This window comes from Stenotrophomonas sp. TWI377 (genome assembly GCF_039674525.1).
Classification (GTDB): Bacteria; Pseudomonadota; Gammaproteobacteria; order Xanthomonadales; family Xanthomonadaceae; genus Stenotrophomonas.
In genome coordinates, this window is the sequence record NZ_JBDJNT010000009.1 from 134220 (window position 1) to 153330 (window position 19111).

The 19111-nt window shown below is 65.4% G+C and carries 19 protein-coding genes; 6 read left to right on the forward strand and 13 right to left on the reverse strand.

What is annotated here, in order from left to right:
• Nucleotides 1-15 precede the first annotated feature (15 nt).
• The 7 genes from atpG to ABE546_RS09945 all read right to left on the reverse strand — a co-directional run bounded on the left by atpG (nucleotide 16) and on the right by ABE546_RS09945 (nucleotide 5256).
• Complete coding sequence (atpG, locus tag ABE546_RS09915) at nucleotides 16-879, reverse strand: F0F1 ATP synthase subunit gamma (RefSeq protein WP_176988116.1); 864 nt, start codon at nucleotides 877-879, stop codon at nucleotides 16-18.
• Between the two features lie 108 nt (nucleotides 880-987).
• Complete coding sequence (gene atpA / locus ABE546_RS09920; protein WP_088433869.1) at nucleotides 988-2535, reverse strand: F0F1 ATP synthase subunit alpha; 1548 nt, start codon at nucleotides 2533-2535, stop codon at nucleotides 988-990.
• 44 nt (nucleotides 2536-2579) lie between these two features.
• Nucleotides 2580-3107: a F0F1 ATP synthase subunit delta gene (locus ABE546_RS09925; protein ID WP_088433764.1), complete on the reverse strand. Its 528-nt coding sequence runs from the start codon at nucleotides 3105-3107 to the stop codon at nucleotides 2580-2582.
• A gap of 3 nt (nucleotides 3108-3110) precedes the next feature.
• Nucleotides 3111-3581, reverse strand: a complete 471-nt coding sequence (locus ABE546_RS09930; RefSeq protein ID WP_088433763.1) for a F0F1 ATP synthase subunit B — start codon at nucleotides 3579-3581, stop codon at nucleotides 3111-3113.
• Nucleotides 3582-3692: 111 nt separating this feature from the next.
• On the reverse strand, nucleotides 3693-3995 hold the full coding sequence (gene atpE / locus ABE546_RS09935) for a F0F1 ATP synthase subunit C (RefSeq protein ID WP_088433762.1): 303 nt from the start codon (nucleotides 3993-3995) through the stop codon (nucleotides 3693-3695).
• A 66-nt stretch (nucleotides 3996-4061) separates the two neighbouring features.
• The gene (atpB, locus tag ABE546_RS09940; protein ID WP_176988112.1) at nucleotides 4062-4856 is read right to left on the reverse strand and encodes a F0F1 ATP synthase subunit A; all 795 of its coding nucleotides are present in this window, start codon (nucleotides 4854-4856) and stop codon (nucleotides 4062-4064) included.
• A gap of 31 nt (nucleotides 4857-4887) precedes the next feature.
• Nucleotides 4888-5256, reverse strand: coding sequence for a hypothetical protein (locus ABE546_RS09945; protein WP_346463534.1), 369 nt, complete (start codon nucleotides 5254-5256; stop codon nucleotides 4888-4890).
• 538 nt (nucleotides 5257-5794) lie between these two features.
• On the opposite strand from ABE546_RS09945, the gene ABE546_RS09950 reads away from it, so the two are divergent.
• Nucleotides 5795-6613, forward strand: coding sequence for a hypothetical protein (locus tag ABE546_RS09950; RefSeq protein WP_121040084.1), 819 nt, complete (start codon nucleotides 5795-5797; stop codon nucleotides 6611-6613).
• Nucleotides 6614-6857: 244 nt separating this feature from the next.
• Here ABE546_RS09950 and lpdA read toward each other — a convergent pair whose 3' ends face one another.
• From lpdA to ABE546_RS09970, 4 genes are all read right to left on the reverse strand, one after another.
• Entirely contained in the window at nucleotides 6858-8663 is a 1806-nt protein-coding gene (lpdA, locus tag ABE546_RS09955) for a dihydrolipoyl dehydrogenase (RefSeq protein ID WP_346463525.1), read from the reverse strand.
• Between the two features lie 17 nt (nucleotides 8664-8680).
• A complete protein-coding gene (locus tag ABE546_RS09960) occupies nucleotides 8681-9295 on the reverse strand; it encodes a hypothetical protein (RefSeq protein ID WP_346463536.1) in 615 nt (204 codons plus the stop codon).
• Nucleotides 9296-9324: 29 nt separating this feature from the next.
• Nucleotides 9325-10728, reverse strand: a complete 1404-nt coding sequence (gene aceF / locus ABE546_RS09965) for a dihydrolipoyllysine-residue acetyltransferase (RefSeq protein ID WP_346463526.1) — start codon at nucleotides 10726-10728, stop codon at nucleotides 9325-9327.
• Between the two features lie 200 nt (nucleotides 10729-10928).
• Entirely contained in the window at nucleotides 10929-11450 is a 522-nt protein-coding gene (locus ABE546_RS09970) for a DNA-deoxyinosine glycosylase (protein ID WP_346463528.1), read from the reverse strand.
• Between the two features lie 192 nt (nucleotides 11451-11642).
• Between ABE546_RS09970 and ABE546_RS09975 the strand changes: the two genes are divergently transcribed.
• From ABE546_RS09975 to glpK, 3 genes are all read left to right on the forward strand, one after another.
• Nucleotides 11643-12275 carry an OmpW family outer membrane protein gene (locus ABE546_RS09975; protein WP_313209097.1) on the forward strand — a complete coding sequence of 211 codons (633 nt, stop codon included), beginning with the start codon at nucleotides 11643-11645 and terminating at the stop codon, nucleotides 12273-12275.
• 148 nt (nucleotides 12276-12423) lie between these two features.
• On the forward strand, nucleotides 12424-13917 hold the full coding sequence (gene glpD / locus ABE546_RS09980; protein ID WP_346463530.1) for a glycerol-3-phosphate dehydrogenase: 1494 nt from the start codon (nucleotides 12424-12426) through the stop codon (nucleotides 13915-13917).
• A 48-nt stretch (nucleotides 13918-13965) separates the two neighbouring features.
• Nucleotides 13966-15465 (forward strand): glycerol kinase GlpK, encoded by a 1500-nt coding sequence (glpK, locus tag ABE546_RS09985; protein WP_313209095.1) that lies wholly within the window; start codon nucleotides 13966-13968, stop codon nucleotides 15463-15465.
• 72 nt (nucleotides 15466-15537) lie between these two features.
• Here glpK and ABE546_RS09990 read toward each other — a convergent pair whose 3' ends face one another.
• A complete protein-coding gene (locus tag ABE546_RS09990; protein WP_346463532.1) occupies nucleotides 15538-16332 on the reverse strand; it encodes a MetQ/NlpA family ABC transporter substrate-binding protein in 795 nt (264 codons plus the stop codon).
• Between the two features lie 113 nt (nucleotides 16333-16445).
• On the reverse strand, nucleotides 16446-17411 hold the full coding sequence (locus ABE546_RS09995) for a YafY family protein (RefSeq protein ID WP_313209093.1): 966 nt from the start codon (nucleotides 17409-17411) through the stop codon (nucleotides 16446-16448).
• Nucleotides 17412-17501: 90 nt separating this feature from the next.
• Between ABE546_RS09995 and ABE546_RS10000 the strand changes: the two genes are divergently transcribed.
• Together ABE546_RS10000 and ABE546_RS10005 are read left to right on the forward strand one after the other, a co-directional pair.
• Nucleotides 17502-18119 (forward strand): hypothetical protein, encoded by a 618-nt coding sequence (locus tag ABE546_RS10000; RefSeq protein ID WP_313219531.1) that lies wholly within the window; start codon nucleotides 17502-17504, stop codon nucleotides 18117-18119.
• Nucleotides 18120-18241: 122 nt separating this feature from the next.
• The gene (locus ABE546_RS10005; RefSeq protein WP_313209091.1) at nucleotides 18242-19018 is read left to right on the forward strand and encodes a DUF481 domain-containing protein; all 777 of its coding nucleotides are present in this window, start codon (nucleotides 18242-18244) and stop codon (nucleotides 19016-19018) included.
• Nucleotides 19019-19111: the final 93 nt, after the last annotated feature.

Sequence of the window (19111 nt, forward strand, 5' to 3'; positions counted from 1 at the left end):
CTTTGACTGTGCGCGTCAGACTGCTGCCGCGCCGCCGACGATTTCGGAGATTTCCTGGGTGATCGCTGCCTGGCGGGCCTTGTTGTAGACCAGCTGCAGGGTTCCGATCAGCTTGTTCGCGTTGTCACTGGCCGACTTCATCGCGACCATGCGGGCTGCATGCTCGGACGCGACGTTTTCCAGCACGGCCTGGTACACCAGCGACTCGACGTAACGCGTCATCACGTGCTCAAGCACGGTCGCAGCGTCGGGTTCGTACAGGTAGTCCCAGTCGTGATGCGCGACCTGCTTCTCAGCAGCCGGCAACGGCAGCAGCTGATCGAAGCTGGCCTTCTGCGTCATCGTATTGATGAAGCGGTTGTAGACCAGGTACACGCGGTCGACCTTGCCGTCGGTGAACGCATCGAGCATCACCTTGATCACGCCGATCAGCTGTTCCAGGTGCGGCACATCGCCCATGTGGGTGACGGTGCCGACCATGTTGACCTTGACGCGACGGAAGAAGGTCGAGGCTTTCTGGCCGACGGTGACCACGTCGATGTCGGCGCCCTTGTCCTGCCACTGGCGCATTTCGCCCAGCATCTTGCGGAACAGGTTGTTGTTCAGGCCGCCGGCCAGACCGCGGTCGGACGAGACCACGATGTAACCGACGCGCTTGACCTCGTCACGCTGGACCAGGAACGGATGCTGGTAGTCGGTGCTGGCCTGGGCCAGGTGACCAATCACCTGCTTCATCGCCTGCGCATACGGACGCGACGTCTTCATCCGCTCCTGCGCTTTGCGGATTTTGGAGGCCGAGACCATTTCGAGCGCACGCGTCACCTTGCGGGTGTTCTGCACGCTCTTGATCTTGGTTTTGATTTCGCGTCCGCTTGCCATCTCTTCTTCCCGTGGCGCGGGGCACAGGCCCCGCGTTTGACGTAGAGCGGAGCGTTGCTCCGCTGCTTTCAGCCCAGCGGAGCAGCGCTCCGCTCTACAGGACCGGTATTACCAGCTGCCGGTGGTCTTGAACTCGGTGATGCCCTTCTTGAAGGCAGCCTCGATATCGTTGTCCCAGCCGCCGGTCGCGTTGATCTTGTTGATCAGCTCGCCCTGGGTGTTGGCGAAGTGGGCATGCAGACCTTCTTCCAGCGCCAGCAGCTTGTTGACCGGCACGTCGTCGAGGTAACCCTCGTTGACGGCGTAGATCGACAGCGCCTGGTTGGCGATGGACATCGGGGCGTACTGCTTCTGCTTCATCAGCTCGGTGACGCGCTGACCGCGCTCAAGCTGCTTGCGGGTGGCTTCGTCCAGATCCGAGGCGAACTGCGCGAACGCCGCCAGCTCACGGTACTGGGCGAGCGAGATACGGATGCCGCCGGACAGCTTCTTGATGATCTTGGTCTGGGCCGCACCACCGACACGCGACACCGAGATACCGGCGTTCACGGCCGGGCGGATGCCCGAGTTGAACAGATCGGTTTCCAGGAAGATCTGGCCGTCGGTGATCGAGATCACGTTGGTCGGCACGAACGCCGAGACGTCACCGGCCTGGGTTTCGATGATCGGCAGCGCGGTGAGCGAGCCGGTCTTGCCCTTGACGGCGCCGTTGGTGAACTTTTCCACATACTCTTCGGACACGCGGGCAGCGCGCTCGAGCAGGCGGGAGTGCAGGTAGAACACGTCACCCGGGTAGGCTTCACGGCCCGGCGGACGCTTCAGCAGCAGCGAGATCTGGCGGTAGGCCACGGCCTGCTTGGACAGATCGTCGTACACGATCAGCGCGTCTTCGCCGCGGTCCATGAAGTACTCGCCCATGGTGCAGCCCGAGTAGGCGCTGATGTACTGCATCGCGGCCGATTCGGACGCGGTCGCAGCGACCACCACGGTGTGCGCCAGGGCGCCGTTCTCTTCCAGCTTGCGCACGATGTTGGCCACGGTCGACGCCTTCTGGCCGATCGCGACGTACACGCACTTGATGCCGGTTTCTTTCTGGTTGATCACCGCATCGATGGCCAGGGCGGTCTTGCCGGTCTGGCGGTCACCGATGACCAGCTCGCGCTGGCCGCGGCCGATCGGGATCATCGAGTCGACGGACTTGTAACCGGTCTGCACCGGCTGGTCGACCGACTTGCGCCAGATCACGCCCGGAGCAACGCGCTCCACCGGCGCAGTGGCCTTGGCCGCGATCGGGCCCTTGCCGTCGATCGGCTCGCCGAGCGCGTTCACGACGCGGCCCAGCATTTCCGGACCGACCGGCACTTCCAGGATGCGACCGGTGGTCTTGGCGACGTCGCCTTCGCGCAGGTTCTGGTAATCACCCAGCACCACGGCGCCGACCGAGTCGCGCTCCAGGTTCAGGGCCAGTGCGAAGGTGTTGTTCGGCAGTTCGATCATTTCGCCCTGCATCACGTCGGCCAGACCGAAGATGCGCACGATGCCGTCGGACACGCTGGTCACGGTGCCTTCGTTGCGCGATTCCGCGGCCAGCTTGACCTTCTCGATGCGGTTCTTGATCAGTTCGCTGATTTCGGAGGGGTTGAGCGTGGTTGCCATCGTCAAGTCCTAGTGCCGGCGATCACGCCGGACGTTAAATGAATTCAGTTAGCGAGCGCGGTCTGCAGGCGCGACAGCTTGCCCTTGAGCGAGCCATCGATGACCACATCACCGGCGTCGATCACGGCACCGCCGATCAGCGACGCATCGACCGCGGTCGTCACATCCACCTCGGCGCCGAAGCGCTTGCGCAGCGCGGCCTTGATGGCGTCCAGTTCGGCGCCGGACAATTCGGTGGCCGAGGTCACCGTGGCCTTGACCACGTGTTCGGCTTCAGCGCGCAGCTGGTCATACATACCGGCGATTTCCGGCAGCAGCGGCAGACGGTGCGCATCGGCCAGGATGGCCAGGAAGCGACCGAAGGTCTCGCTGGACGATTCCGGCACCAGCATCGCGACGGCATCGCCGCGATCCAGTTCCGGGTTCGACAGCAAGGCCGCCACGCGCGGGTCGGCAGCTACGTGGGCGGAGAACGCAAGCGCGTCCGACCACGGCGCGAACGTGCCTTCGTCGCGCGCGGTCGCGAACGCGGCGCGGGCATACGGGCGTGCAAGCGTGAGGGCCTGGCTCATCGATCAGATCTCCGAGGCCAGCTCGTCGAGCAGCGCCTTGTGGGCGTTGGCGTCGATTTCGCGCTTGAGCAGCTTTTCGGCACCGCTTACGGCCAGCGCGGACACCTGCTTGCGCAGATCTTCACGGGCACGGTTGGCGGCAGCGTCGATCTCGGCGTAGGCCAGATCTTTCTGGCGGTTGGCTTCGACGATGGCTTCATTCTTGGCGGCATCAACGATCTGGTTGGCGCGTGCATGGGCCTGATCGATGATCTCGTTGGCCTTGGTGCGCGCATCCTTCAGTGCATCGTTGACCTTTTCCTGGGCCTGGGCCAGGTCTTTCTGGCTGCGGTCAGCAGCGGCAAGGCCTTCAGCGATCTTCTGCTGACGCTCTTCGATGGCGTTCATCAACGGCGGCCAGATCTTGGTCGCGATGATCCAGATCAGTCCGGCAAACGCCAGTGCCTGGGCAACGAGGGTAAAACCGATATCCATGGGGTTCGCTCAATCTGGGGTGATGGGGTGGTTGCGCCGCCCAAAGCGGCGCAGCCGTCCTTCATCCGCGATCAGGCGCACAAGGCGCCTGATCGTTTCGCTTTCGCTGGATCAGCCCGCAACGGCCGGCAGACGTGCAACGAACTCGCCGATGGTCGGGTTGGCGAAGGCCAGCAGCAGGCCGACGGCGACCGAGATGATGAACGCGGCATCGATCAGGCCGGCGGTGATGAACATGCGGACCTGCAGCACCGGAATCAGTTCCGGCTGACGCGCGGCCGATTCCAGGAACTTACCGGACATGATGGCCAGACCGAGACCGGCACCCAGCGCGGCCAGGCCGATCATGATGCCGACGGCGAGGACGGTGGAGCTCTGGACTTGGGCGAGGTTGGTCAGGACGGCGAAGTACATGGTTTTCTCCTGGAACTTTGGATAACTAAGGGTTTAGAAACAAACGGATGAAGGGTGAAGCGAAACTCAGTGAGCGTCTTCCGACAGGCTCAGGTACACGATGGACAACATCATGAAGATGAACGCCTGCAGCGGAATCACCAGCAGGTGGAACAGCATCCAGCCCAGACCGAATGCACCGCCTGCGATGGCACCGGCGATACCCGCACCGCCCAGCACCCAGATCAGCAGGAAGACGATCTCACCGCCGAACATGTTGCCGAACAGTCGCATCGCCAGCGAAATCGGCTTGCTCAGCCACTCGACGATGTTGAGGATCAGGTTGAACGGGAGCATCCACTTGCCGAACGGCGCCGTCAGGAATTCCTTGGTGAAGCCACCCAGGCCCTTGGAGCGCAGCGCGAAGAACAGCATCAGGAAGAACACGCTGATCGACATGCCCAACGTGGCATTGACGTCGGCGGTGGGAACCGGCTTCCAGTACGGCACGCCCATCATCTCAAGCGGCTTGGCGATGAAATCGGCCGGGATCATCTTGATGAGATTCATCATGAGGATCCAGAAGAACAGGGTGATCGCGATCGGGGTCACCAGCTTGCTGGTGCCGTGGTAGGTGTCCTTGGCCTGGCGGTCAACGAACTCCAGGCAGATCTCGACGAACGCCTGCCACTTGCCCGGGACGCCGGCCGTCGCCTTGCGGGTTGCCATCCAGAAGCCAAACACCATCAACAAACCCATCAGGACCGAAGTCACAATGGTGTCGACGTGAATCGCCCAGAAACCACCTTCCTGCATATGGAACGTCAGGTTGTGCAGGTGATGTTGGATGTAGGAGGTGGGTGTCAGCGCCTCGCCTGCCATGTGTCCGGAACCTTGAGTTAAATAAATTTGATCAGCGCCTGGCCAGAGCCAGGACCTGGAACATCAACCCGACGGCGATACCGGCCAACAGCGCCAGTGCAGGCAGCTTGAAGACCAGGAACCCCACCATCAGGACGCCGAATACGAGCACCCACTTTGCCACCACCGCCAGGATCAGGCGGGTCATCGCCGAACCTGCCGCCTGCACCCCGCCGCCCAGCGCCATCCGCGCGGCGACCCAGCCGGCTGCAGAAACCGCCACACCGGAGAGCAGCACCCCCAGAGCGGCCTTCGGGCCTCCCCACAGCAGCAGGGCAAGAGCCAGGACAGCCACTGCAGCCAGCGGGTAAACCGCTGCGCGCAGCATCAGTCGCCGACCCGCGTCAACGGAGTTCAGCACGTGAATGTCCTGCATGGTTGTGAGTAGGAAAGGCCGAGGCCGCAAGCCAGCGCCTCGTCGAGCCGCCAAATTATAGCAATGGGACAATTTGAGAGACAACCGCTGCCTGTTCATCCCGGATGTAAGCCCGCCGTTGGGGGCTTGTGGAAACCTGTTCCACCTCCGGGCCAATCCCACTGCGCAAAGGGGCGCCCGATGTGGCAGTGCAACATGTTGAACTTTGGTCGCACGCCCCGGTCAGAGTCATCAGCCTGCCGTTGAATCCTCGTCGGCGTCCCACGCGCAGGCCAGTACAGGGTGGCCCCGAAGCCCTCTCCGGGGCCACCCTCTTTTAGCGGTGCGGGCGGAAGGATCCAGGGCCAGTTCAATCGGGGCCCGTCCTGAACGGTGCTTGCACCCGAAAGCGGCCACCGCGCGGACCTGCGGCCCCCCGGCATGCATGAACGGTACACACTGCGTCCACCATACCTTCACGAATGGTGGACGTCGCAGTGGGCAATGTGACGGCACATCACTAGAACCACCGCAAGGACCCCCGATGCGCCCGATGCTCTCCCTGCTTGCCGTGCCAGTCGCTCTGGCCGCACTCTCCTACGCCGCTCCGTCCCACGCCGCCGAAGGCGATGACCGCTTCGCCCTGCGCCTGGGTGCGATGCAGATCGATTCGGACAACACGATCCGTGGCAATACCAACATCGCGGGTCAGGACGTTGGCTTCTCCGAAGATTTCGGCCTCGGCGGCAAGGAATGGGAGCCGCGCATTGACGGCATGTTCCGTATCAGCAACCGCCAGCGCCTGCTGTTCAACTACTTCAAGTACGACAAGGATCGCCGCGAGACCCTCGACCAGGGTGTGAGCTTCGGCGATACCACTGTGCCGGCCGGCAGCTTCATCAAGGGTGAGCTGAAGTACCAGGTCGCCAGCCTGGTGTACGACTACTCGGTGGTGGACACCGAGAAGTTCGACCTCGGCCTGCAGCTGGGTGCCGAGTACGCCAAGGTCAGCACCAAGGCCTACGCCGATGTCGGCGACCTGTATCAGGGCGAGTTCCTGGACGAGAAGGCCGACGGCGTGGCGCCGGTGGTCGGTGCACGCCTGAGCTTCACCCCGTCCGAGAAGTGGATGATCACGTTCCAGGGCCAGTACCTGAACACCAAGTGGGGCAACTTCGACGATTACGACGGTGATCTGAGCCGCGCCAATGCGATCGTCGATTACCGCTTCACCAAGAACTTCGGCGTGTTCGCCGGCTACGACTGGTTCAAGCTCGACGTGGACCAGAGCGGCAGCGATGGCACGATCGGTCTGAAGCAGGAGTTCAAGGGTCCGGTGGCAGGCGTCAGCTTCGTCTTCTAAGCCCTTCGCACTACCTCTCTCCAAGCGCGGCCTCCGGGATATCGGGGGCCGCGTTTTTTTGCGCTTTGTTTTGGGGAGCAACTGCGGGTTGTTTGGGCGTCGGGCGCTCGCTGCCCCGGCCTGTGCAGCGAAGCGGCGCCAAGAGATGCTGCTTCGCCAGCCTCAGCTTCAGCAACAAAAAACCCCGACTTTCGCCGGGGTTTTTCGTTGAACCGGAGCCACCACCCAGGGCGGTGACCGCCGATTACTTCTTCTTCGGCATGTACAGATCGGTGATCGTACCGTCGTAGATTTCCGCCGCCATCGCCACCGATTCGCTCAGCGTCGGATGGGCGTGGATGGTGTGGCCGATGTCTTCGGCCTCCGCACCCATCTCGATCGCCAGGCCGATCTCGGCCAGCAGGTCACCGGCATGCACGCCGACGATCGCACCACCGATGATGCGGTGGGTCTCTTCGTCGAAGATCAGCTTGGTGAAGCCTTCGGTACGGCCGATGCCGATCGCGCGGCCGCTGGCGGCCCACGGGAACTTGGCCACGCCAACCTTCAGGCCCTTGGCCTTGGCTTCGGTTTCGGTCACGCCGACCCACGCGATTTCCGGATTGGTGTAGGCCACCGACGGAATCACGCGCGCCACCCATTCCTTCTTCTCGCCGGCAGCCACTTCCGCGGCCAGCTTGCCCTCGTGCGTGGCCTTGTGGGCCAGCATCGGGTTGCCGACGATGTCGCCGATCGCAAAGATGTGCGGCACGTTGGTGCGCATCTGGCGGTCGGCCGGAATGAAGCCACGGTCGGTGACCTGCACGCCGGCCTTCTCGGCGTCGATCTTCTTGCCGTTCGGCGAGCGGCCCACCGCGACCAGCACGCGGTCGAAGGTGCTGGCGTCCAGACCCGGCTTTTCGCCTTCCACCGCGGCTTCGAAGGACACGGTGATGCCGGCCTTGTCGGCCTTGACGTCGGTCGCCTTGGTCTTCAGGTGGACCTCCACGCCCTGCTTCTTCAGGCGATCGGCCAGCGGCTTGACCAGGTCCTTGTCGGCGCCCGGCATCAGCTGGTCCATGAACTCGACCACGGTCACCTTGCTGCCCAGCGCCGCATACACCGTCGCCATTTCCAGGCCGATGATGCCGCCACCGACCACCAGCAGCGAACCCGGCACCTCGGCCAGTTCCAGTGCATCGGTGGAATCCATGACGCGCTTGTCGTCCCACGGGAAGTTCGGCAGCTTCACCGCCTGCGAACCGGCCGCGATGATGCACTGTTCGAAGCGCAGCAGCTGGGTCTTGCCGTCGTCGCCGACGATCTCCAGCTCATTGGCCGAGACGAACCTGGCCAGGCCCTGCACGGTGCGCACCTTGCGCTGCTTGGCCATGCCGGCCAGGCCCTTGGTCAGCTGGGTGACCACCTTTTCCTTGTAGCCGCGCAGCTTGTCCAGGGTGATGGTCGGCTTGCCGAACTCCACGCCGAAATCACCGGCGTGGGCCACTTCGTCGATCACCGCGGCAGCATGCAGCAGCGCCTTGGACGGGATGCAGCCCACGTTGAGGCAGACGCCGCCGAGGCTGGCGTAGCGCTCGATCAGCACGGTATCCACGCCCAGATCGGCCGAACGGAAGGCGGCGGTGTAACCGCCCGGGCCTGCGCCCAGCACCACCATCTTGCACTCGATATCGGCCGGCTTGCCCGACGAGAGCGCCGGCTGCGGCGCGGCCGGTTCGGCCGGGGCGCGATGCGACGGGGTCACCGGCGGCTTGCTGGCCGGGGCGGCCTCGGCCTTGGGTGCTTCGGCCTTGGCAGGCGCAGCGGCCTCGCCTTCGGCTTCCAGCAGCAGCACGACGTCGCCTTCGGAGAGGTTGTCGCCGAGCTTGACCTTGATTTCCTTGACCACACCGGCGGCCGAAGACGGCACTTCCAGCGTTGCCTTGTCCGATTCCAGCGTGACCAGACCCTGGTCCTTCTTCACCGTGTCACCCACGGCGACCAGCAGTTCGATCACCGGCACACCGCTGTAATCGCCGATGTCGGGAACCTTGATTTCAATTGCGGCCATTCGTGTTCTCCTGGTGCTCAGCCGGCCTTGCCGCCGAGCAGTTGCTGCAGTTCGTCGAGCGACTCGTCCAGATCTTTCCAGCGACGGTCGAGCTTCTTTTCCTTGGTGTCGCTGGCTTCGATCAGCAGCGCCACCTGTTTCATCATCAGCCGGCCCGCACCGCACGCCGGCCGGGTGCCGCTGTATCGCTGGCCATCCACGGTGAAGGACAGCACGTCACCCTCCAGCACCGGCGCCTTGCGGTCGCCCGGTACCTGCGCGGCCAATGCGGCCTGCCAGCTGTGCAGCAAACGCTGCGCCAACAGTGCCGGGATGCTGACCTGGTACTGGTCCGGTTCCTGGTCCAAGCGCAGTTCCACGCCGCCCTGGCGGGCACCGCTGTTCCAGGTGTAGACGCGCTTGTCGGCCCGGCTGTAGCGCAGGGTCCATGCCTGGTCCTGGGGAGCGGGCAACAAGGCGACGCCGGTTTCCACGCCACTCCTGGGCAGGCTCACCAGCGACAGCGCAGGCTGCACCGTGCCGTCGAACAGGGTTTCCACTGCCTGGCCATAGTTGCCGACCGCCGGTGGCCAGCCATGGCCCAGGTCGGACGCGCATTCGCGCGCGCCCGCCTGCGCCATCGGCAGCGCCATCAGCAGCCCGGCCAGGACCAGGCCCTGCTTCACAGCAGGACGCGCCGCATGTCGGCCAGCACCTGCGAGAGGTAGGTGGTGAAGCGGGCGGCCAGCGCGCCGTCGATGACGCGGTGGTCATAGCTCAGCGACAGCGGCAGCATCAGCTTCGGGGCGAACTCCTTGCCATTCCAGACCGGCTGGATCGACGACTTGGACACGCCCAGGATGGCCACTTCCGGTGCATTGACGATCGGGGTGAACGCCGTGCCACCGATGCCGCCCAGCGAGCTGATCGAGAAGCAGCCACCGCTCATGTCGGCCGGGCCGAGCTTGCCGTCGCGGGCCTTCTTGGCCAGTTCGCCGGATTCCTGCGCGATCTGCACCACACCCTTCTTGTCGACGTCGCGGATCACCGGCACGACCAGGCCGCTCGGCGTATCGGCCGCGAAACCGATGTTGAAGTACTTCTTCAGGGTCAGGTTCTCGCCGCTGGCATCCAGCGAGGCGTTGAACTCCGGGAACTTCTTCAGCGCCGCGGCGCTGGCCTTGACCAGGAAGGCGAGCATGGTCAGCTTGATGCCGGCCTTCTCATTTTCCTTGTTCAGCGCCACGCGCAGGGCTTCCAGCTCGGTGATGTCGGCCTGCTCGAATTGGGTGACATGCGGAATCATCGCCCAGTTGCGGGCCAGGTTCGCGCCGGAGATCTTCTTGATCCGGGACAGCGGCTGGACCTCGACCTCACCGAACTTGCTGAAGTCGACCTTCGGCCAGGGCAGCAGGTTCAGACCGCCACCGGCCGCCACGGTACCGCCGGTGGCAGCGCCGCCGCCGGTCAGGGCCGACTTGACGAACTTCTGCACGTCGGACTTGGTGATGCGCCCGCCCTTCTCGGTGCCGCTCAGCTGGTTCAGGTCCACGCCCAGCTCGCGGGCGAACACGCGCACGGCCGGCGAAGCGTAGGGCACCTTCTGCGGCAGCACGCTGTCGGCGTTGAAGGCCACCGGCGGGCTGGTCGGCGAGCCACCCGACGGGGCAGCGGCGGCCGGGGCCGGCTGGGTCGGCTTGGCGGCGGACTGTTCGATATCACGGGCGGCCAGCTTGTCCGGCTCGGCCGGGGTGGCGACCGGCTCGACCTTGGTCGCGGTCTCGGCGGCTTCGGCCTTGGCAGCAGGGGCCGGCGCAGCAGCAGCGGCCGGCGCGGCGGCCGCTTCGCTGACTTCGATCAGGGCCACGAGCTTGCCCTCGGAGAGGTTGTCGCCAATCTTGACCTTGATTTCCTTGACGATACCGGCCACCGAGGACGGCACTTCCATCGTGGCCTTGTCCGATTCCAGCGTCACCAGACCCTGGTCTTTCTTGACGGTATCTCCAACGGCGACCAGCACCTCGATTACCGGGATATCGCTGTAGTCACCGATATCGGGGACAAGTGCTTCCTTGATTTCGGCCATGGGGAAAACTCCGGCAATCTGGTGTAGGGAATCGCCTATTGTGGGGGCTTCGCGCGCCAGCGCCAACCAGCTTGGCGAATTTTCAGCGCTGCTGTCCCGGGACAGGCTGTTGCAGGCATCTGCTTTGGCCGGATTGGGCTTGGCACAGTGCAAAGCGGAATTTTCCAGTCGGTACCGTATTGTCCGGTGCTGTCCCCGCCTCAAAGCCGGATGGCATCGGCCAGCGGCTGCCATGCCTCCACCAGCCGGGGCAACGGCCAGGCCGCGTTGGCCGGGCTGGTGGAGGGCAGCGACCAGACCGGCACCTCGCGCGCGGCATCAAGCAGCGCCGGCACGATGAAACGCTGGAACGCCCGGTACGCGGTGCCGCCATTGCAGGCGATCGCGCGCAGCGCAGGCCGTCCCTCGATCAGTGCACCCAGCGCATTGGGCACTTCACTGCCGCGCACGATCGACGCATCCAGGCTGCCGCGTCGCTCGCACTGCCCGATCACATCCCACACGCCCACACCGCGCGCGTTCAATGCGCGCACGCGATCCGGATAGGGAAGCGTCGTGTCGATCCCGCACAGCACGCCCATCAACGGCCAGAAGCGATTGCGCGGATGGGCGTAGTACTGCTCAGCCTGCAGCGATGCCACGCCCGGCATCGAGCCGAGTATCAGCACGCGGCACTCGGCGTTGAGCTGCGCAGGGAAGCCGATGCACGTTGTGGTTTCCATCACACCATCACCAGATGAATGAATGTCAGGCATCGCATCATCGCCCGTAAATACAGCGGTTTTGCACTGATCGCTGAATGGAAACAACTAAATTTTAACGTGCGTCGGATGCGATTCATATTGCGGGGACTACGGTTGCCTCGCCCCACAACACCGGGGCCCAGAACAAAAACATCCTGAGGAGATTCCCCCATGCGCTCCATCCGTACCCTGACCCTGGCTACCCTGACTGCTCTTGCTTTTGCGCCGGCTGCTTTCGCGCAGGACAGCACTGTTGATACCGCTTCTGGCAAGCACTTCGCCGTGGTCGGCGGCGTGTCGCTGCTGCAGCCGAAGAACGATCCGCTCGATGGCGTGCGCAAGGTGGACGGCGGCCCGGCCCCGACCCTGAGCTTCAGCTACTACATCAACGACAACTGGGCCGTGGAACTGTGGGGCGCAGCCGACAAGTTCGATCACCGCGTGCGCGGCACCGATGGCGCCCGCCTGGGCACGGTCGAGCAGCAGCCGATCGCGTTGAGCGGCCAGTATCACTTCGGCCAGGCCGACAACGTGTTCCGTCCGTTCGTGGGCGCCGGTTACTACGAGTCCAACTTCAGCAATGAAGAGCTCGCCAGCGACATCGGCCACATCGGCGTCAAGACCGCCAAGGGCGCGATCGGCACCGTCGGCGTGGACATGAACATCAACAGCACCTGGTTCGCCCGTGCCGATGCCCGCTACATGCATTCGCGCCCGGAGCTGACCGTCAACGGTGAAGGCACCGGCGACAAGGCCAAGCTGGATCCGTGGACCGTGGGCTTCGGCATCGGCGCGCGCTTCTAAGCACGCCGTTCCGCTTCCACGCAGTACGCACAACGGGCCCCTCGCGGGCCCGTTGTCGTTGTGGGGCCCGCCACTTTCATCGGGCGTTGCCGGCTTGTGGTCGACACTCGGGTAACGATGGACCCGACCGGTCCGCCCCGGGGAGCCGATGAGCGAATCCTTCGACGTGCTGGTGGTGGGCGGCGGCATCAATGGCGCCGGCATCGCCCGCGACGCAGCGGGACGCGGCCTGTCGGTCTGCCTGTGCGAGCAGGATGACCTGGCCGCGCATACCTCCAGCGCCAGCACCAAGCTGATCCATGGCGGCCTGCGCTACCTGCAGCAGGGCGAATTCGCACTGGTGCGCAAGGCGCTCAACGAGCGCGAAACGCTGCGCCAGCTTGCACCGCATCTGATCGCCCCGACCCGCTTCGTGCTGCCGCATGTGCGCCATCTGCGCCCGGCGTGGATGCTGCGCGCGGGGCTGTGGCTCTACGACCACCTGGGTCACGCCAATCCCCATTTCCCGCCCTCGCAGCGCATCGACCTGCGGCGTGATCCGAGCGGCGCTGCATTGCAGCCCGCCTACCGGACCGGCTTCACCTACGCCGATGCGCGCGTCAACGATGCCCGGCTGGTGGTGCTCAACGCGCTCGATGCACATGCACGCGGCGCGCAGATCCGCACGCGCACCCGCTGCGAACAATTGATCCGCCACCGCGATCACTGGTGGGCCGTACTGCGCACCGCCAACGGCGACGTGCAGCGCGTCCGCGCCCGCTGCGTGGTCAATGCCAGTGGACCGTGGGCCGGTACCGTGCTGGAACGGGCGGGACTCGATGCCCCGTTGGGAGTGCGGCTGGTGCAGGGCAGCCACCTGGTGGTGCCGCGCCTGTTCGCCCATGACAGTGCATACCTGTTCCAGCAACCCGACCAGCGGGTGGTGTTCGCGATTCCGTTCGAACAGGACTTCACCCTGATCGGTACCACCGATACCGACTACGACGGCGACCCGGCACAGGTGCAGCCCCGCGCCGACGAACAGACCTATCTGCTCGAGGCGGTGAACCGGTTCGTGCGCGTTCCAGTGCGCGCCGAGGACATCGTCTGGCGCTACAGCGGGGTGCGCCCCCTGTTGGCCGATCATCACCGCGATGCATCGCGGGTCACGCGCGACTACCGGCTGGAGCTGGATGCGGGCGGCGCCCCGCTGCTGAGCGTACTGGGCGGCAAGCTCACCACCTACCGCGCACTGGCCGAGGAAGCGCTGGGGCGGCTCTCACCCGCGCTGCCGGAGATGGGCGCGGCGTGGACCGCCGGTGGGCCACCGTTGCCGGGGGGCGATGGCGGCACGGCCGCTGAAATGGCCGAGGCGCTGCAGCGTGACCACCCTCGCCTGCCCCCTGCCCTGCTGCAGCGCCTGGCCAGCAGCTACGGCACCCGTGCGGTCGGGCTGCTCGCCGGCGCACAGACACTCGACGCGCTGGGCCAGGACCACGGCGGCGGCCTCTACGACCGCGAACTGGACTACCTCATCGCGCACGAATGGGCCCACACCGCCGACGACGTGCTGTGGCGCCGCAGCCACCTGGGCTTGCGCGTGGACGCTGCGCAGCGCGAGGCGTTGTCCGCCACCCTGCAGGCGCGTGTTTCGATGCCGTAGGCTGTACGCCTGTCACGCCTCACGGCATCGATTTCCACGGAGCAGACCATGGACAAGCACTACGTGCTCGCCATCGACCAGGGCACGACCAGTTCGCGCGCCATCCTGTTCGATCATGCCGGGCGCGTCGCCGGCAGCGCGCAACGCGAGTTCACCCAGATCTTCCCGCAGCCGGGCTGGGTCGAGCATGACCCACGCGAGATCCTGACCAGCGTGTACACCACGATCACCGAGCTGTTGAACCGCTACCAGGTGGACCCGCGCACAATCGCCGGCATCGGCATCACCAACCAGCGCGAGACCACGGTGGTCTGGGACAAGGCTACCGGCCAGCCGGTCCACAACGCCGTGGTGTGGCAGTCGCGGCAGAGCCATGCGATCTGCGAACAGCTCAAGGCCGATGGCCACGAGCCGCTGATCCGGCGCAAGACCGGGCTGTTGATCGATGCCTACTTTTCGGCGACCAAGATCCGCTGGATCCTCGACCACGTCGACGGCGCGCAGGCACGTGCTGAACGCGGCGAGCTGCTGTTCGGCACCATCGACAGCTGGCTGATCTGGAACCTCAGTGGCGGCCAGGCGCACGTCACCGATGTCACCAATGCCGCGCGCACGCTGCTGTTCGATATCCATGCGCTGCAGTGGGACGATGAACTGCTGGCGCTGTTCAACATCCCGCGCGCGATGCTGCCGCAGGTGCGCAGTTCCAGCGAGGTGTATGCCACCACCCAGGCACAGTTCTTCTTCGACCAGCACCTGCCCATTGCCGGCATCGCCGGCGACCAGCAGGCCGCGCTGTTCGGCCAGGCCTGCTTCGAGCCGGGCATGGCCAAGAACACCTACGGCACCGGCTGCTTCATGCTGATGAATACCGGCGAGAAGGCGGTGGTGTCCGAGAACGGCCTGCTGACCACCATCGCGTGGGGCATTGATGGACGTGTGGAGTACGCGCTGGAAGGCTCGATCTTCGTCGCCGGTTCGGTCGTGCAGTGGCTGCGCGACGGGCTGCGCATGTTCGGCAAATCCAGCGATTGCCAAGCCTACGCCGAGCGTGCCGCGGACAATGGCGGCGTGTACCTGGTGCCCGCGTTCGTGGGGCTTGGGGCGCCGTACTGGCGCAGCGATGTGCGCGGCGCGATGTTCGGGCTGACCCGCGGCACCACCAAGGAGCACTTCATCCGCGCAGCGGTGGAATCGATGGCGTACCAGACCCGCGACGTGCTGGCGGCGATGCAGGCCGATGCGGGGATCGAACTGAAGGAACTGCGCGCCGATGGTGGCGCGATCGCCAACGACTTCATGGCGCAGTTCCAGAGCGACATCCTGGGCGTGCCGGTGCTGCGCCCGCAGGTGGCCGAAACCACCGCGCTGGGCGCCGCCTACCTGGCCGGGCTGGCCACCGGGTTCTGGCGTAGCCGGGCGGAGATCGCCGAACAATGGGCGGTGGACCGCCGCTTCACCCCGCAGATGCCGGTGGACCAGCGCGAGGCGCTGTACAGCGGCTGGCAGCAGGCGGTGGAGGCGACGATGGGCTTCCGCGTGGGGTGACGCCCGCGTCGGCGATCATTGCCGCGTGGGCGCGGCCAGCCACGCATGGCGTGGCTCTACCGTGGGTGCCGGTCAGAATGCCGGGAGGACCGCGCCCTTGTACTTCTCGGCGATGAAAGCCTTCACTTCCGGGCCGGTCAGGGCCTTGGCCAGCTGCTGCACGCGGGCATCGTCCTTGTTGTCCGGGCGGGCAACGAGGAAGTTCACGTACGGCGAATCCTTGCTTTCGATCGCCAGCGCATCCTGGGTCGGGTTGAGCCCGGCATCCAGCGCGTAGTTGGTGTTGATCAGGGCCAGATCGACCTGGTCCAGCACGCGCGGCAGCATCGCCGAATCCAGCTCGCGGAACTTGAGCTGCTTCGGGTTGGCGATGATGTCGCGCTGGGTCGCCAACGCATTGGTCGGGTCCTTGAGCGTGATCACGCCAGCCTTGTGCAGCAGGATCAGCGCGCGGCTGTTGTTGCTCGGGTCGTTGGGGATCACCACGTCGGCGCCGTTGGGCAGCGCATCAAGCGACGTGAAGCGGCGCGAATAGGCACCGAAGGGCTCGATATGCACGCCGATCACCTTGACCAGGCCGGTCTTGCGGTCCCGGTTGTAGGCGTCCAGATAGGGCTCGGTCTGGAAGTAGTTCACGTCAACCTGCTTCTGCACCAGCTGGTCGTTGGGCTGCACGTAGTCATTGAAGACGCGCACGTCCAGGGTCAGGCCTTCCTTTTCCAGGATCGGCTTGACCACGGCGAGGATCTCGGCGTGCGGCACCGCGGTGGCGGCAACCACCAGCTTCTTGGAATCATTGGCCGGCTTGCCACAGGCGGCCAGGGCCAGCGAAGCGGCAAGCAACGGGAGCAGAAGGTACTTTTTCATGGGGGCAGCGGGATCCATAAGGGCAGCAACGCCCCACGATACCGCACGCCCCGGCCCTTGCGGAATCCGGGGCATATGACCCCACGGCATGAGCCGATGCCGGCCCGGCCGGCTTACTCGTAACTGGTCAGCGCCAGTGCCAGCAGCGCCTTGGCCTGCTCGCGCAGCATCACCGGCTCGACGATTTCCGCATCCGAGCCGTAGTGCAGCACGTCCATCAGCAGTTCGCGCGAGACGCTGTAAGGCAGCTTCAGCTCATAGCGGCCATCGGGCAGGAAGCGGCCCTGCTGCTTGGAATGCCAATGCTCATCGGCCACCCAGCGCGCAGCCTTGGCACTGAACACGATGGTGGCCCAGCCCTTGGGCGGCCCGGAGAAGATGCCGTAGCTGGCGCCCAGCTGTTCGTCCAGCTCGGTGTCATCCACATCGCGCGCGGTGGTATCGATCACGCGCGCCTTGTAGATACGGTCCACCGCGAAGCTGCGCAGGCCTTCGCGACCGTGATCCCACGCATCCAGGTACCAGTTGTCGCGATAGTGGGTCATGCGCTGCGGCGACACGGTGCGCTGGGTCGCCTCATCGGTGGAGCGGGCCCGGTACTCGAAGGCCAGCTGCTTGCGCTCCAGTACCGCCGAGGCGACCGCGCGGAAGCTGGCTTCATCGAACTTGCGGCCGCGGTGCGGAATCACCCGCACCCGATCAACCGGCCAGGTCGAGACGCCGGCCTGTGCGGCCAGCAGGCCTTCGATACGCTGCTGCAGCGGGGCCAGCACCGAGGACAGCACGCCGCCGCCCGTGCGCGAGAGCAGGTGCTGGGAGGCCAGCAGCGCATGCAGTTCTTCCGAGCTGAGCCACAGCCCCGGCAGTTCGAAGCGGTCGCTCTCGTCGGCCTGGTAGCGGAAGCCCGCCTCGCCATCACCTTCCACCGGGGCCATCAGCGCATCGCGCAGGAAGGCCAGGTCGCGGTAGACAGTCGCGCGGGAACACTCCAGTTTTTCCTGCAGGGCCGCCACCGTTACCGGGTAACGGGCGGACTTGAGCAGGCGATGCAGGGCATTGATGCGTTCATATCGGTCCATGACCCGATTATGTCCGAGTCGCCGTCGTTGTGGCGGCTTCGGCTGCATCTTCGGCTATCGTGGGGCCCCCACCGCCTGCTGCCGCCCGTCATGCGCCTGTTGCCCGCCCTTGCCCTGTCCGCCGCCGCCCTGCTGCTCAGTGGCTGCGGACGCAGTGAAACGCCCGCCGCTGCGGTGCCTGCCGCGACGGCGACGACACCGGCCGCCGATCCGGTGGCCACCGTGCTGGCGGCCAGCCAGCGCTTCGGCCAGCTGCGCAGCTTCCACGCGGTGATGAAGATGCAGGGCCCGCGCGCCCTGGAGGCACAGATGGACTATGTGGCCCCGGACCGCTATCGGCTGATCACCGACGATGGCCCGCAGACCATCGTCGGCGGCACCTTCTTCCTGCAGCGTGCCGGCGAAGTGCGCCAGATCCCGGTGCCCGAAGGGATGCTGGCGCAGTGGCGCAATCCGCTGCCGGCCGATCTTGAGCCGGCGCAGCTGACGGTGCGCGATCTTGGCGAGGACCGCGCCGGTGGCCAGCGCGCGCACAAATACGAGGTGCGCCATGCAACCGCCGCGCCGGATGGCCTGCTGTACTGGGTCAATGCACAGGGCCTGCCGGTGCAGATCGAGCGCAAGGGTGAAACCAACGGGCAGCCGTTCCGGATCACCGTGACCTATTCGCGCTTCGACGACGCCTCACTGCGCATCGATATTCCCTGAACAGGGGCCGAGGCCGAACGGGTCCTAAAGCCGGGGCCCGTCGCCGAATGTGACGCTGAACGCATCAAGTATCATCCCCCCCTTGTTGTCCCTCCCCCTTGTCCGATCACGGAGAACCGTTGATGTCCCTGCGCGTTTCGTTGCTTGTTCCCCTGCTGCTCTGCGCCCCGGCGGTTTATGCACAGGACGCTGCCGAACTGGCGGCGATGACCTCCCCCTGGAGCGGCAGTGGCGGTGAACTGGGCTTTGCCTCGGCCCGCGGCAACAGCAATACCGAGAGCTTCAACGGTCGTCTGCGCCTGCGCTACACCGACGATGACTGGGTCCACAGCATGGATCTGTTCGGCCTGCGCTCGCGCTCGGAATACACCGATACCAACGACGACGGCACCACCATCCGCCGCCGCAACACCACCGCCAACCGCTACACCGGCAGTGCCGGCAGCGCGCTGCAGCTGGGTGAACACCGCCAGATCACCGCCACGGTGCGTTACGAGCGCGACGACTTCGCCACCTACGACCGCCAGAGCTCGTTCGGTCTGGGTTACGGCACCCGGATCATCGATGCCGAGCGCTTCTACATGGATGCGCAGATCGGCCCCGGTGTGCGCCGCACCCACAACACCGAAGACGACGCGACCCGCACCGGCCTGATCGGCCGCGGCCTGTTCGATCTCAAGTACACGCTGACCCCGAACACCGACCTGGTGAACACGCTGCTGGTCGAGTCGGGCTCGTACAACACCTTCGCGCAGAACGATTTCGGCGTGTCGGTGAGCATGAACGAGCATCTGGCGCTGAAAGCCGGCTGGCAGGCGCGCCACAACAGCGACGTCGCCGAAGACAAGCGCAAGACCGACACGCTGACCACCATGAACGTGGTCTACAAGTTCAAGTAATCGGCGCGGGCGCACCGCGCCCACCACGCGAGGTAGTGCCGGGCGCCGGGCCGGAGAAAGGGGGGCCCCAGGTGACCAGGAGACCGCCCCCCG